Genomic DNA, 14,814 nt, shown 5'->3' with positions numbered 1-14,814 from the left:
TTTTACCTAAATTTGTTGAAAATCACAGGTTATGAACACACTAGAATTGAAAAATAAAATCATCAGGAAAATTGATAGTCTTAATGAAGCTGATTTTGAAAAGATATATAATCAGTTACTTGAAGTTCTTAATTTAGAGACACAATATAAATTATCTGAAGAAGAAAATGAAGCAATTGATCTGGCCTTGCAAGTAAGCGAAGAAGGCGAAACATATACACATGAAGATGTAGTAAATGAAGCTCAGAATAAATTTCCAAACCTGAAGTTCAAATGAGAGCCGTTCGTTGGAACAAGCTTGCGAAACTTGACTTTTATGAGACCATCGATTATCTGCTTATAAACTGGTCAGAAAAAGAAGCCAAAAACTTTATCTATAAAATTTTTGAAATTGAAACCATACTAAGTAATGGGAATGAAATAATGTCGCATTTGAATTCATGCTTTTATCCCGACTCACCCCGCGCATCTGCGATGCTTTTCCCCTCTCTCGCGAGAGAGGGGCAGAACGTCCGCTTGCGGACGTTGGGGTGAGTACTTTTTAAAATACGACAATAAATAGTTCCTATTACTTAAAAGAAGGCAATGTCGAATTTCAGAATACTGATCGTGTTGGTATAAAACGATGCGTGATAAACAAACAGATTTCCTTATTTTACAGATTAGTCGATGAAAAAAACATCGAGTTTCTTCGTTTTTGGAACAATAACCAAAATTTGAAAAACCTAAATCTTTAGATTATTAACAATTACTGATAGTTTAGCGACCCGTATTCTTACGAAAAGGCGGGTTTTTCATTCCAGAAAACAAAACTACCCTAACTTTGTGACAAAATTTTATGAAAATTACCCTAACTTTATATCATTAATGATATAATATTACCCTAACTTTGTGGCATGTTTAAACGAAGTCTCATAAAAGAACTTGATAAGTGGCTAGCTGACGCCAATCGTAAACCTCTGGTTTTGAGAGGTGCAAGACAGGTTGGAAAAACCACTCTGGTGAAACAATTTGCCAGTCGGTTTGACCAATACATTTACCTGAACTTAGAATTGCCGGAAGACCGACAGCCTTTTGAACAATTTACCTCAATTGAAGTATTGGTTCAGGCTCTGTTTTTCATCAAAAACTGTTCACTGGATAAGAAAAAACAAACCTTGATTTTTATCGATGAGATTCAGGAAGTGCCAGCCGCATTAAATATCCTGAGATATTTTTATGAACAGGAACCCGATATTCCGGTGATTACTGCCGGAAGTATGCTTGAAACACTTTTCGACAAGAACATCAGTTTCCCGGTTGGACGGGTTGAATATAAAGTGGTTCGACCAGCTTCCTTCCCTGAATTTCTGGATGCAATGGGAGAAAAAACTGCTTTAGCACAACTGGAAAAGGTTCCGCTTGCAAACTTTGCCCACCCCAAATTGATGCAATTATTCCATACCTATACCCTCATTGGCGGTATGCCCGAAATTGTGAATAACTACAGTCAGAATAAAGACCTAACTGTACTTTCTCCCATTTATGATTCTTTGATTGCTTCGTATCTCGATGATGTAGAGAAATATGCATCTTCAGCCTCACAAATTCAGCACATTCGTCATGCTATTTCGTTTTCATTCCCGAATGCGGGAAAGCGTATCAAGTTTGAAGGTTTTGGCAATTCGGCCTATAAGTCTCGCGACATGGGCGAGGCGCTTCGTATTTTAGAAAAAGCGCTTTTGCTCCAATTAATTTTCCCTTGTACTTCGGCTACATTGCCTTTAATGCCTGATGTTAAAAAATCGCCCAGACTACAAGTGCTGGATACCGGATTGATTAATTATTCGGTTGGCATTCAGAAAGAAATTTTAGGAACTGCCGATTTGCTCTCGGTTTATCAGGGAACAATCATTGAACACATGATAGGGCAAGAGCTACTTTCCACGCAGAATCTGGCATTGAGCGCTCTTCAGTTTTGGGTGCGTGAGAAAAAGACGTCAAATGCTGAAGTAGATTATATCTTCCCTTTTGAAGGGAAACTGATTCCAATTGAGGTTAAATCAGGAAAAGAAGGAACATTAAAATCACTGCATCTTTACATGGATGAAGCGCCTCATACATTTGCCGTTCGGTTTTATTCCGGAGAACTGAGTATTACAAATGCCCAAACGACTTCAGGAAAAACATATCAGCTCTTAAACTTGCCCTATTACCTGGGAACACAACTCGAAAAATACCTCGACTGGTTTATAAACTCCAAATAGCAATGAAAAAGCCGTTTTCTCAGGAGAAGACGGCTTTTTCATTATCTAAGAGACTGTTTAAATTTAGAATATTTGCAAATAAAACACTGACTATCAGTTGATTAATTGGTTTTGTTTTGCTATCTTAATGGTTACCAAACTGTTAAGAACACATGAAACACTATCCAACCAATCTCACCGATAGCCAATGGATGCTATTAAGTGGCATTTTAAACGACAACCGTAAGAGAAAACATTCTTTACGGGATATTTTCAATGCCATTTTCTATTTGATTAAAACAGGTTGTCAATGGCGTATGATACCTGGCTGTTTTCCCAATTGGGAACTAGTTTATTACTATTTCACTAGATGGAAGAACAACGGTGTCATAGAACAAGTACATGAACTGCTTCGCGACAAAATACGCAAGAAAGCAGGGAAATATGAATCTCCCAGTTTGGCTTGTATTGATAGCCAGTCTATTAAGACAACCAGATTGGGCGGCGAATCTCGCGGTTTTGATGGAGGCAAAATGATCAAAGGCCGCAAACGCCATATTGTTACAGATACAATGGGTTTGCTGCTGGCCGTTGTTGTACATGCTGCAAATGTGCATGACAGCAAGGGAGCAAGTGATGTAATTGCCTTACTGAAAGGTAGGTTCGAAAGGCTGGTCAAGATCGTTGCTGATGGTGGTTATCGTGGAGAACTCATAGAGAAGACCAAAACCACATTCGGCTGGATACTTGAAATCGTTTTGAGATCAGACCATTCCAGTAAATTTACCGTTATTCCCAAAAGATGGGTTGTCGAAAGAACGTTTGCCTGGTTTGAAAGTTACCGAAGACTCAGTAAAGACTTCGAATACCTGACCAACACTAGCCAGGTAATGATTCAGATTGCAATGATAAGACTAATGCTTAATAGAATCAAAAATTAAAATTTAAACAGTCACTAAGTTTTTTAGAAATTTCAAGTTATAAAATCGGCAACAATTCCTTATTCCACAGCTATTTCGTCGATAAACATCCAGGCATTTTGCCCGGCACCCATGTGACCCTTAGACGCTTTGCCCAAATTATAAGCTATTACTTTCACAAAATTGGCCGACACCGGCGTAAATTCAACGGTAAAATCTTTCAATTGATTTTCTCCTGAAAGTGGATCTGCTTCATTCACTTTTTCGGCTACTTTCTTGAAATTTACACCATCATTCGAAACAAAATATTCCATCTTACGGGGAAGAAAAATCCATGCGCCAATATTTTGAAGAGAACCTACTGAAATCGTATGAATCTCTGTTGCTTGTTGCAGATCGATCACCACTTCCATGTTCTTCCCTTCCCAGGCTTGCCACTCGCCGTCAGAATGGCTGGTACTTCCACGAACACCATTCACCAACGTATATTCACCCGAACCCGGATAATTTTCGCTGTAAGGAATCACATATTTGACAGGTTTTACGGTCGCTTTGTTCATGTTGAACGATTGAGTCATTGATTTTCCAACGGGAATGCCGTCAGAAAATGTAACTGCTTTCAAGGTCGATGTTTTATCGAGTAAAACCGGTTCCGAATAAGTTGTCGACAAATTCGTTGGTTCACTTCCATCGGTGGTATAGTGAATTTCAAGCCCGGCCAGCTCACTTTTCAAGGCAACAGCCAACTGTTTTTTTACCGGATCAAAACCAGGCTTTGCCATAACAGCATAAGCGCTCTTCGAATAGTTGATCCCCATCAGGTCGTACCGTTTCATAAACAGTTGAATGCGGTGCGAAAAACTTTCCCAATTACGAACTTCACCCGAACTCCAAACAGCCTCAGCCAATGCTGCAATTCGAGGAAATGTCATATATTCAACATGTTTAAAGGTTGGCACATACTCTGTCCAAAGATTGGCCTGACCTCCGATAATGTGTTTGGCTTCTTCAGCATTTAATTCTTTTGGAACAGGATTAAAAGTGTAAACAGTACTCAACGGCAGATAACCTCCAATAGCCAAAGGTTCCTGATCTTTAGGCCCCTGATAATAGTCGAAATACACGTATGAATTGGGAGTCATCACTACATCGTGACCTTGTTTGGCGGCATCGATACCACCCTGCATTCCGCGCCAGCTCATTACGGTAGCTTCAGCAGGCAAACCACCTTCCAGAATTTCGTCCCAACCCAAAAGGGTACGTCCTTTCGAATTAACAAACTTTTCCATTCGTTTCATGAAATAGCTTTGCAGTTCACCAACGTTTTTCAATCCTTCGGTTCTAATTCGTGCTTTGCATTTCGGGCATTTTTCCCATTCTGTTTTGGTAGCCTCATCGCCACCAACATGAATGTATTTCGATGGGAACAAATCGATCACTTCAGACAAAACATCCTGCAAAAACAAGAAGGTCGAATCATTTCCGGCGCAATAAATATCGGTAATCGGCCACAACCCTCCGGAAGGAACAGTAAACGGCCCGCCTTTACACGAAAACTGCGGATAAGCAGCCAATGCACAAGTGACGTGAGCCGGCATCTCAATTTCAGGTACAACTGTAATAAAGTGCGACTGGGCGTAGGCCACTATTTTTTTAATGTCGTCTTGAGTATAGAATCCGCCAAAAGTTGCCTTTTCGCCAGCTTGCTGTTTGGGACGCGAATTCCAGGGCTTATCCTCATGATTAACACGCCAAGCACCTACTTCGGTCAGTTTAGGGTATTTCTTGATTTCAATACGCCATCCCTGATCATCGACCAGATGCAAATGAAGGGTATTTATTTTATGCAAGGCCAGGTTGTCGATCATTCGAAGAATGTCCTCCTTCGGGAAAAAGTGACGGACAACATCGAGCATAAAACCGCGCCATTTGAATGCCGGGTTATCGTTAATACTGACAACCGGAACTAACCAATCAATATTATTTTGTTTCTGGGCACTTTCTATTTCTACTGGAAGCAACTGGCGCAAAGTCTGAGTGGCATAAAAGAAACCCGCCGGTTTTGCCGCCTTGATTTCAATCCGGTCTTTCTGAACCTCGAGAATGTATCCTTCAGGTGCCATAACAGGCTCGGTTTTAAAGTAAACCTGGTTCGATCCTTCGTTGCCACCAACAACAACCTGAAGTTTCCATCCAGATGATTTTTCAAACAAACCCGCAAACTGTCTGGCAATAACTTCCTGATCAACACTTTCAACAACAAGTTTAGTGCTTTTCTTGAATTTAAACGACGACTCTCCTAAGGTCATTTTCTGAACCTGCGGGATTAGGGCAATTTCGCTTTCAGAGAACGTTCTGTTTGGCTTGCAACTCCAGATGAAGGCAAGGCTCACCAAAATCATGATTCCTGTAATTAATTGTTTCATTGTAGATTCGTTTTATTTAGGAGGGACTAAGATAAGATAAATTTTAATTTCAATAATTATAAATTAACAAAACACAGGCAATGTTTTCTAATTTTTTTAAAAAGTTCGTGCTTTTAATTTTCTAGATCCTATTTTTGATCCATATGAAACATCAATAACCAAAAATATAAAACTTTGCTTGGGGGAAAAAAGCTCAATGAAATGAAGAGCCAATGGCGAGGCTTTCAAAATTTCAGTTCCTGAAAGTTTGTCAAAAGCTCTGTCTTCAACATATGCCATTGCCTTTAAAGTAAATCAGCTTAAGAAATAGAATTGAATCCAATCAGCTGTATTGAAACCACAATAGACACATAAAACACAATAAATTTAATTTCACTATTGTGACCTATCTGTCTATTGTGGTTCTTATCTTTGGGTAATATTTAACAAACAACGGATGCGACAAATACTTGCATCTGGCAGTAGATTATTCCTGCATTTACAACAACATAAATTTAAAGTAACATCATGATTCGATTAAATGTATTTATCTCAGTTGAAGGTGTAAACCACACTAAAGTATTGGAAGCGGCGAAAGAATTGACTGCTTTTTCGGTAAAGGAAGACGGTTGTATCGCGTACGATGTGTACGAAAGTGCTACCCGCCCCAATGTATTGCTTATTTGCGAAACATGGAAAGACAGTGAAGCACTCGCCGCTCACGAAAAAACAACACATTTTGTAAAAAACATTGTTGTTCTTCAAAATTTCGCCGAAATCAAACTGGAAAAATTCGAATTCTAAGTTCGTTTAAAACTTCTTTTTTGAGTCATTCAAATTACAAAAAACGAAAACGTATGCAAACAATACTTGGATCAGGCGGTGCAATCGGGGTTGAACTCGCAAAGGCGCTTAAAACCTATACCAACAAAATAAGGTTGGTTAGCCAAAACCCGAAGAAAGTAAATAAATCGGACGAATTAATGGCTGCTGATTTGCTGAATACCGACGATGTTCGTAAAGCAGTTGAAGGTTCTGAAATTGTTTATGTAACGGTTGGTTTCCCATACAGCGCAAAAGTATGGAAGGAAGTTTGGCCCAAATTTATAGCCGACGTGATTTCAGCCTGCAAAGAATTCAATGCCAAACTGGTGTTTTTCGATAACATATACATGTATGATCCGAAATACCTCGATCGGATGACCGAAGATACACCCATCAAGCCACCAAGCAAAAAAGGACAGGTAAGAGCCGAAGTTGCCCAAATGATTATGGATGAAGTAATAGCGGGAAAACTAACTGCACTCATTGCACGTTCGGCTGATTTCTATGGCCCCGGAATTAAGAGTTCAAGTATGTTGAACGAAACCATTATCAAGCCGCTTACTATAGGCGGAAAAGCGAACCTTTTGGGTTCTGTAAATTCGAAACATTCCTATACATACACTCCTGATGCCGGAAAAGCTACTGCCTTGCTCGGAAACACTTCCGATGCCTACAATCAGGTGTGGCATTTGCCAACAGCGGCCGATCCGTTTACCGGGGCACAATGGACCTGGTTAATCGCCAGCGAACTGGGTATTAAACCAAATTACCAATTGGTAAACAGATATATGGTTTGGATTCTGGGTTACTTCACCCCAATCATGAAAGAGATTCTGGAAATGATGTATCAGTATAAAAAGGATTATATTTTCGACAGCAGTAAATTTGAAAAACGATTCGGGTTTAAGCCAACGCCTTATCATATTGGATTAAAAGAAATCCTAACTGCCGATTCTATAAAAATTCAGGAATAGCGAACCAAATCTTTAATTGTATTGAAAAATAACTTATCTAAAACTATGAACTCAAAGTTGATGAACAAAGTAATGAAGTACCTGCTACTGGTATCGGGAATCTCTGTTTTTGTTGGAGCCTTTTTCCGGCTTCAGCATTATCCAAATGGCGATTTTTTCCTGATGGCTGGATTGCTAACGCATTTCGTAATCAGCACCTTCGAGGTCAGCCGTTTGAAAAATATCTTAGCCGATAAAGATAAATAGAACATAGGGGAAAAAACCAAAACCTTAATGCCGTCCGCTAAAAGTCACCATCTTTTGGATTTGTTCGTCCCATAAACGGAGCTTCAACGATCGTAAACTCATCAGGAAAGTAACGGGTTTTACTTCGTTAAATACAGTGTTTTCACGGAAGCAATTATTGAGGTAATAGTTTGGAATGCGCGAGTTCAGATGGTGAATATGATGAAATCCGATATTTCCCGAAAACCATTGCAACAGCTTTGGAAACTTCACAAACGAACTGCCTTCCAACGCAACTTTGCGGTAATTCCAATCCTTATTCCTGAACCAGTTCACTTCTTCGTACTGGTGTTGCAGGTAGAACAACCACAATCCGGAAATAGCCGCGATGTAAAGAATCGAAAGCTGAATGATCACAAAAGTGCCGAACCCGATTGTTAAACCCATCACAAGAAAGAGAATGGACAAAGCCGCATTCGTCAACCAGACATTTACGATTTCCTTTCGTGTCATTCCACTCTGAGTCAACCGGTTCTGAATCAGAAATACATAAAGCGAACCGATTCCAAACAAGACTAACGGATTACGATAAATCCTGTATTTAAGCCTGTTCCATTTGTTGCTCGACAGATATTCTTCTTTGGTCATCGTCCACACATCGCCCACCCCACGCTTGTCGAGATTCCCAACCGAGCCATGATGCCGCATGTGTTGGTTGTGCCATTTGTCGTAAGGTGTAAAAGCCAATATTCCGAAAAACATGCCTACTATCCGATTGAGCCTTTGCGATTTAAAATACGATCCGTGCCCGCAATCGTGGAAAATAATGAAAAGCCGAACCAAAAAGCCTGCTGCCAAAAGAATAAGAAAAGCCGTTAGCCAATACGAAACCGAAAGGCTGTAAACAATTAAAATCCACAATCCGACATAGGGAATGAATGTGTTTGCGATTTGCCAAATACTTCGTTCGATGCTGGGTCTCTGGTATTTTTCAATGTTTTTGTTGATGACTAACCAGGGGTTCGCGGCCGGTTCGTCTTTTTCTGTTGTTTTCATTCTATTCCTTCTATTAAAAATTCTACTTACCAGATTATTAAACGTTTTTGCGATCCTTTGGTTGTTCGAAGTTGTGTTAAAACTGGTTATGATGCAAAATAATCCAGATACCTTTCAGTTCCGGTAAAGTGAAAACCTGCATTTTTTCACACTGGTTTAACCTGAAAAATTGCTTAATTTGCGCATCCCCGACCACAAAAGGTCTGGCCACCAACTTTAAACTCAATGGCAAATAAATTCATTTCAGCTATTCTGATTTCTATCCTCCTCATTTCGTGTTCGAAAAAGCAAGAGCTAATTCAAAATCCTGAACGAAAGGCCGACATTCAGCGAATGCTGACCGTTCAAAAAGAGCTGACTTCAAAAAGCATAATCCCTATCTGGGGCATTTTCGACCAGTCACTTTCTCCGGACGAAAAACAGGCTATGGAATTCCTGTATGCCTATATGCCATTGAGCGATCTGGCCGATTATCAACCTGAATTTTTCCTGAAAAATGCGCGGTTCAGCCTGAAAACCCGCACCGAAATGCCGTGGGGAAAGACCATTCCGGAGGAAGAATTTCTGCACTTTGTATTGCCTTTGCGCGTGAATAACGAAAACCTCGATAATTTCCGCGAAGTGATGTACGACGAAATTGCGCAGCGCATCAAAGGATTGAGTATGAAGGAGGCAGCGCTCGAAATCAATCATTGGTGCCACGAAAAAGTGAACTACCGTGGAACCGATTCGCGTACCAGTGCACCATTGAGCACCATTAAGAAAACATTCGGACGTTGCGGCGAAGAATCGACTTTCACGGTTACTGCCATGCGTACTGCCGGAATTCCCGCCCGCCAGGTTTATACGCCGCGCTGGGCGCATACCGACGACAACCATGCCTGGGTAGAAGTTTGGATCGATGGCAAATGGCATTACCTGGGCGCCTGTGAGCCTGATGTCGATTTGGACATGGGTTGGTTCAGCGAACCCGCCAAGCGAATCATGCTGGTGCATACCCGTGCTTATGGCAAATATTTTGGAACCGACGAAGTGCTCACTCCGGAAGATCGCTTTTCAGAACTGAACCTGAGTTCGAATTACGCCACTACAAAAAAAATAATCGTTTCGGTAAAGGAAGCCAACGGATCACCTGCCGACAGCGCAAAAGTTGAATTTCAGTTATACAATTATGCCGAATATTACCCGATTGCTTCAGGATATACCAATACCAGCGGACAAGCTAGCCTGATAACCGGGATGGGCGACCTTGTAATTTGGGCGGCGAAAAATGGAAAGTTTGCCTATCAGAAATTTTCTGTTCCTGAAAAAGATACGCTCCAACTGATTCTCGATCAAACCATTCCAACCCATAAATCTGAATCGTTCGATTTGGTTCCGCCACATGCTACCAAAGTGGAAAGCACAGTTACTCCGGAAGCAAAAAAAGCCAATGATCTCAGGTTGGCCAAAGAAGATGAAATCCGGAACGCGTACATGAAAACATTTAAAGACTCGGTCTGGATTGCTGAATTTGCAGCCAAAACAAAACTCCCTATCGATACCATTTCACGGCTAATTAAACTGAGTTATGGCAATTGGGATCAGATTTCGGCTTATCTCGAAAAAAATGCAGCACAATACCGAAACACCGTTCTGGAACTGGCCATCCAACTGGCCGACAAAGATTACAGCGATGCTACTGAAACTATCCTGACCGATCATCTGGCACAAACAGCTCAATTGGGCTTGCAAAAGCTGGTGCCCTCCAAAGAACTGTTTACGCGCTATGTTTTGTCGCCCCGCATTGCCCTCGAAAATTTAAGTCCGTGGCGCAGTTTTCTGGCCACTTCGTTTGGTCCTGAAATGGCGCAATCATCGCGCACCGATATTTCAGCACTAACCAACTGGATTCGCGAAAACATCCGGGTGAACACAGTAGCCAATAAACATTCTCGTGCGCCACTTAGCCCGATTGGTGTGTATAAGCTACGTGTAGCCGATCCGCTTTCGCGCGACATTTTCTTCGTGGCAGCCTGCCGCACTTTTGGCATTCCAGCCCGACTAAATCCGGAAACACAGATTCCGGAGTACAACAAAAGCGGACAGTGGCTACGCATAAGTTTTGATACTGTTGCAACAACACAGCCCGAAAAAGGCATGCTGAAACTGACAGAAAAAGGCAATGCGGTAACTCCTCAATATTACCTGCATTACACCATCGGATTTCTGAAGGACGGATTTTACCGAACTCTCGAATTTCCGGAAGGTGGAAAATTGACCAATTCGGAAAAACCAATTGAACTGGAAGTTGGGCAATATGCACTGGTGACTGGGAATCGACAGGAAGACGGATCAGTACTGAGCAGCATGACCTTTTTCTCTGTTGAAAAGGGCAAATTGACCACGGTTGCGGTTGAGTTGCGCAAACAATCGGGCGAACTGAAACCATCAGGAAAGTTGAATCTCGATGCGCTGAACCTTGAAAAAGAAGGAAAAACTGTAAGTCTGTCATCTTTGGTTGCCGGAAAGTATTCGGTGCTGGTGGTTCTCGATCCTGACAAAGAACCGTCGAAACACATTCTGAACGATCTTGGACCTTACGTCGATCAATTCAACAAGTGGGGCGGACAATTCGTGCTGGCCATGCCTGCCGAAAAAGCCGGACAAGCCGGAGTTTTGAAAACCTACCAACTGCCCGCCAAAATGGAAAGTGGTATTGACCCGAATGACCAAATCCTGAATGCCGTTTCGGCTATTTACGGCTCCGGATTGAAAGACAAACTTCCGCTGGTGTTGTTCTGTGATGCCACAGGAAATGTGTATCTGTTCTCGTCGGGTTACAAAATTGGCATGGGAGAACAACTCCTGAAAGTGATCTCGACCATTGAAGCGAATCCGAAAATGATGGAGGCGAAAGCTTCGTGCAGCAAGCCATAAAACCTGTCCGTTCACTAAAGTGAACGGCAAAGGATAGGTCTGACGTTGAACAAATTTGGAACATTCTTTACCGTCTGCTTTAGCTGACGGACATTATAAATTTAGTCAAAATACCAGCCTCATCGGTATCATTTCAGACCTTTTGAATCCGAAGTGTTGGTAAAAATTAATCGCCGTATCATTATTGAAATCGGTCAGCAGGGTCAGTCGCAAACAGTTCCGTTCTTTCGAAAAACGGATGGCTTCTCCGAGCAATTCCTTGCCAAGTCCTTTTTGCCGGTAATCCTGATGAATAATCATATCCTCCAGTATCGCAACTTTTCCGCCTAAAGCAGTACTGATGCTGTAAAGCAAACCAACCATTCCTAAAATCTTGCCATCGCCTTTCAGCACAAGGATTTCACCAATTTCAGGATTGCGGATTATCGCTTCAAGCCCATTCTTTTGCTTTTCCAAATCAGGTACAAACTCAATATCCTGAGTAAACAGGTCGTTCAGCAAATCGGCAAGTTTAGGTAAATCGTTCAGGCAAGCGATAGAAATTTTTCTATTCATGTGATTTGGCGTTTCATCATAATATCGGTTTGAATACTATCTCCCAATACAAACACATGTTTATTGAAAGCGGTAAACCCATTTTTTGCATAGAATTTTAGCGCTTTGTGATTTTCTTCCCAAACTCCAAGCCATAAATAGTCGACCTTGCTTTGTTCTGCCAGTTGAAAGGCTTTATTAAACAGAGTTTGTCCTACTTTCCTACCTTGAAATTCATTCAAAACATATATTCGTTCAAGCTCAAGCGTGTTATCGCTTTTCAACTCGGTTTGCGCATCGCCACGATTAATTTTTAGATAGCCTACAACCTTCGCATCAACGACCGCAAAGTAAAATTCTGAATTTCACCGATCAATCTGCTGATGTTGAAACTTTCATCCAGGTATTTAGTCATATTTTCTTCGGTATTTATTTCCCTGAAAGTTTCTATGAATGTCTGCCTGCCTATTTGTTGAAGTTGCTCAACATGAGCTAATGTTACTTTTCTAATTTCAACATTTTCCATTCCTATTCCATTTTATATTGCTCCACCAATTCGAGCCTTTTCACAATTGTATTCTTATCAAGTATGGTTCCGGGAGATAAAACTGCATTTGCTCCAATTTTAGAGTTGTCGCCCACCAACGAACCAAATTTCTCCACACCAGTATCAATAACTTCCGATTCGTATAAAACGGAAATCCGCTTCGAAGTCCTTTCATTGTAATGGTTTGCAGCGATTGATCCAGCTTCGAAATTCACATTCCGGCCAATAATGCTGTTCCCGATGTAATTGAAATGGGCAATAGCAGTTCCCGAGCAAATAATGCTGCTTTTAATTTCGCACCCGGGTCCGATTTTAACCGAATGATCCAAATAAACGCCTTCGCGAAAATACGCGTTTGCACCTACTACACAATTGGAGCCAATTATTGCAGGACTTTTCAGCACTGCTCCGTTCTCAACGATCGCAGTTTTGTGAACAGCAACACCATCGTTAATTTCATAGTCATCGCCAAGTTGAAGCAATTGTTTATGAATAATTTCCTTCAGGTTGTTGGTAATTTCCCAGGGCATTAAGTTCTGCTGATCAGGAAAAATCGAAGAAAAGTTGTTGATGAAGTCGTTGATGAATCTCATTTTTGCAAAGTACTGGTGAAATTATAATGTGCCAAATAATAGAATAAATCTGACATTTCAAACGATATCGATCGAAGGTTATTCCAACAAAAGCTATTTTCTATCCGGCGAATTGATTAGTTTTGAACAACTAACAGATATTACAGAAAGTGATGATGCAACTATTCAAACTTAATCTGATTATTTTACTGGCAACAGCTTGTTCTTTTTTACCGCATAAGCCAAATGAAGAAAAGAAATCTCAAAGTCAGTTGAACGACGACCAGCTCCTTGACACCATTCAATACCGTACCTTCCAGTATTTCTGGGATGGGGCAGAACCCAACTCCGGAATGGCCTGCGAGCGTATTCATACCGACGGCGTTTATCCTGAAAACGATAAAAACGTGGTCACTTCCGGAGGTTCAGGGTTTGGGGTAATGTCGATCGTGGTTGGAATAGATCGCGGTTTTATTACCCGTGAAGCCGGAATTGGACGTCTGGCAAAAATTACTTCGTTTCTCGAAAAAGCAGATCGCTTTCATGGTGCATGGCCACACTGGATGTTTGGCGAAACCGGGAAAGTTAAACCATTCAGCACCAAAGATAACGGCGGCGATATTGTCGAAACAGCTTACCTGATTCAGGGATTAATTTGCGTTAAGAATTACCTAAAACAGGATGTTCCGGCAGAGAAAGCACTGGCCGACCAAATTGCCAAACTGTGTAACGAAGTCGAATGGAGCTGGTATCAGAATGGCAAACCGGCTTTGTACTGGCATTGGTCGCCAACCTACAACTGGGAAATGAATTTCGCCATTGAAGGTTACAACGAATGCCTGATTGCGTATGTTTTGGGAGCCAGTTCGCCAACCTATCCGCTCTCGCCCGAAGCTTACCACCAATGCTGGGCACGTGGCGGTGGCATAAATGCCGAAACAACCAAATACGGTTATACCCTGAAGCTAAAACACAACGGTGCTGCCGAATATGGAGGTCCTTTGTTCTGGGCACACTACTCCTACCTCGGACTTGATCCGCGAAACCTGAAGGACAAATATGCCAGTTACTGGGACGAAAACCGCAACCAGGTGATGATCGATTACAATTACTGTGTCGAAAATCCGAAGAAATTTAAAGACTACGGACCCGAATGTTGGGGTCTGACGGCCAGTTACTCAATTAATGGATACGATGCCCATATGCCCTCAAACGATTTGGGAGTAATTTCGCCTACTGCTGCGCTTTCTTCCTTTCCGTATTCTCCGGAAGAAAGTATGCGTGCAGCCCGCTATTTCTATGAAAAAATGGGAAGCAAACTTTGGGGCAAATATGGTTTTTACGATGCCTTTAGTGAAACCGAAAACTGGTGTCCGTCGCATTACCTGGCTATCGATCAGGGACCAATCGTGGTGATGATTGAGAACTACCGTTCGCAATTGTTGTGGAAACTATTTATGCAGGATAAAGATGTTCAGAATGGATTGACCAAGCTGGGATTTACTTTCTAAAAATGTTACGGGTTGCGAGATACGAGTTCCGGGTTTTAACTCGAAACACGAAACGCGCAACATTTTCGCTTAAAATTTTTGCTCCAATGACGTGTAACTCG

15 protein-coding genes are annotated in these 14,814 nt (G+C 41.5%); 8 read left to right on the top strand and 7 right to left on the bottom strand.

The genetic code is table 11. From position 1 onward, the window contains the following. Positions 1 to 31: 31 nt before the first annotated feature. From AQPE_RS12385 to AQPE_RS12375, 3 genes are all read left to right on the top strand, one after another. Positions 32 to 277, top strand: coding sequence for a hypothetical protein (locus AQPE_RS12385; protein ID WP_318346810.1), 246 nt, complete (start codon positions 32 to 34; stop codon positions 275 to 277). Positions 278 to 896: 619 nt separating this feature from the next. Further along, positions 897 to 2,246: an ATP-binding protein gene (locus AQPE_RS12380; RefSeq protein WP_318346809.1), complete on the top strand. Its 1,350-nt coding sequence runs from the start codon at positions 897 to 899 to the stop codon at positions 2,244 to 2,246. Positions 2,247 to 2,398: 152 nt separating this feature from the next. Continuing rightward, positions 2,399 to 3,166: an IS5 family transposase gene (locus tag AQPE_RS12375; protein ID WP_318346808.1), complete on the top strand. Its 768-nt coding sequence runs from the start codon at positions 2,399 to 2,401 to the stop codon at positions 3,164 to 3,166. 59 nt (positions 3,167 to 3,225) lie between these two features. Here the strand turns inward: AQPE_RS12375 and AQPE_RS12370 are convergent, their stop codons facing one another. Both AQPE_RS12370 and AQPE_RS12365 read right to left on the bottom strand, forming a co-directional pair. Beyond that, positions 3,226 to 5,571 carry a glycoside hydrolase family 20 protein gene (locus tag AQPE_RS12370; protein WP_318346807.1) on the bottom strand — a complete coding sequence of 782 codons (2,346 nt, stop codon included), beginning with the start codon at positions 5,569 to 5,571 and terminating at the stop codon, positions 3,226 to 3,228. 96 nt (positions 5,572 to 5,667) lie between these two features. Continuing rightward, positions 5,668 to 5,850, bottom strand: a complete 183-nt coding sequence (locus AQPE_RS12365; protein ID WP_318346806.1) for a hypothetical protein — start codon at positions 5,848 to 5,850, stop codon at positions 5,668 to 5,670. Between the two features lie 228 nt (positions 5,851 to 6,078). Between AQPE_RS12365 and AQPE_RS12360 the strand changes: the two genes are divergently transcribed. From AQPE_RS12360 to AQPE_RS12350, 3 genes are read left to right on the top strand one after another with little or no spacing between them, the layout of a single operon-like run. After that, the gene (locus AQPE_RS12360; RefSeq protein WP_318346805.1) at positions 6,079 to 6,354 is read left to right on the top strand and encodes a putative quinol monooxygenase; all 276 of its coding nucleotides are present in this window, start codon (positions 6,079 to 6,081) and stop codon (positions 6,352 to 6,354) included. A 53-nt stretch (positions 6,355 to 6,407) separates the two neighbouring features. Then, positions 6,408 to 7,349: an NAD-dependent epimerase/dehydratase family protein gene (locus AQPE_RS12355; protein WP_318346804.1), complete on the top strand. Its 942-nt coding sequence runs from the start codon at positions 6,408 to 6,410 to the stop codon at positions 7,347 to 7,349. 45 nt (positions 7,350 to 7,394) lie between these two features. Then, positions 7,395 to 7,595, top strand: a complete 201-nt coding sequence (locus AQPE_RS12350) for a GldL-related protein (RefSeq protein WP_318346803.1) — start codon at positions 7,395 to 7,397, stop codon at positions 7,593 to 7,595. Between the two features lie 24 nt (positions 7,596 to 7,619). Here the strand turns inward: AQPE_RS12350 and AQPE_RS12345 are convergent, their stop codons facing one another. Beyond that, positions 7,620 to 8,630 carry a fatty acid desaturase gene (locus AQPE_RS12345; RefSeq protein ID WP_318346802.1) on the bottom strand — a complete coding sequence of 337 codons (1,011 nt, stop codon included), beginning with the start codon at positions 8,628 to 8,630 and terminating at the stop codon, positions 7,620 to 7,622. 225 nt (positions 8,631 to 8,855) lie between these two features. Between AQPE_RS12345 and AQPE_RS12340 the strand changes: the two genes are divergently transcribed. After that, positions 8,856 to 11,549, top strand: a complete 2,694-nt coding sequence (locus AQPE_RS12340; RefSeq protein WP_318346801.1) for a transglutaminase domain-containing protein — start codon at positions 8,856 to 8,858, stop codon at positions 11,547 to 11,549. Between the two features lie 105 nt (positions 11,550 to 11,654). On the opposite strand, the gene AQPE_RS12335 is transcribed toward AQPE_RS12340, so the two are convergent. From AQPE_RS12335 to AQPE_RS12320, 4 genes are read right to left on the bottom strand one after another with little or no spacing between them, the layout of a single operon-like run. Beyond that, the gene (locus AQPE_RS12335; RefSeq protein ID WP_318346800.1) at positions 11,655 to 12,104 is read right to left on the bottom strand and encodes a GNAT family N-acetyltransferase; all 450 of its coding nucleotides are present in this window, start codon (positions 12,102 to 12,104) and stop codon (positions 11,655 to 11,657) included. After that, positions 12,101 to 12,394 carry a GNAT family N-acetyltransferase gene (locus tag AQPE_RS12330; RefSeq protein WP_318351324.1) on the bottom strand — a complete coding sequence of 98 codons (294 nt, stop codon included), beginning with the start codon at positions 12,392 to 12,394 and terminating at the stop codon, positions 12,101 to 12,103. The genes AQPE_RS12335 and AQPE_RS12330 overlap by 4 nt, the downstream gene beginning before the upstream one ends. Before the next feature lie 11 nt (positions 12,395 to 12,405). Beyond that, on the bottom strand, positions 12,406 to 12,609 hold the full coding sequence (locus AQPE_RS12325; RefSeq protein ID WP_318346799.1) for a hypothetical protein: 204 nt from the start codon (positions 12,607 to 12,609) through the stop codon (positions 12,406 to 12,408). 2 nt (positions 12,610 to 12,611) lie between these two features. Then, a complete protein-coding gene (locus AQPE_RS12320) occupies positions 12,612 to 13,223 on the bottom strand; it encodes a DapH/DapD/GlmU-related protein (RefSeq protein ID WP_318346798.1) in 612 nt (203 codons plus the stop codon). A 152-nt stretch (positions 13,224 to 13,375) separates the two neighbouring features. Here AQPE_RS12320 and AQPE_RS12315 point away from each other — a divergent pair, with 152 nt between their 5' ends. Then, positions 13,376 to 14,713 carry a glucoamylase family protein gene (locus AQPE_RS12315; RefSeq protein ID WP_318346797.1) on the top strand — a complete coding sequence of 446 codons (1,338 nt, stop codon included), beginning with the start codon at positions 13,376 to 13,378 and terminating at the stop codon, positions 14,711 to 14,713. Positions 14,714 to 14,814: the final 101 nt, after the last annotated feature.

The sequence above is a fragment of the Aquipluma nitroreducens genome, from assembly GCF_009689585.1.
Lineage (GTDB): Bacteria > Bacteroidota > Bacteroidia > Bacteroidales > Prolixibacteraceae > Aquipluma > Aquipluma nitroreducens.
Note: the sequence above shows the minus strand (reverse complement) of the source record. Positions and strands in the feature narration are given on the sequence as shown.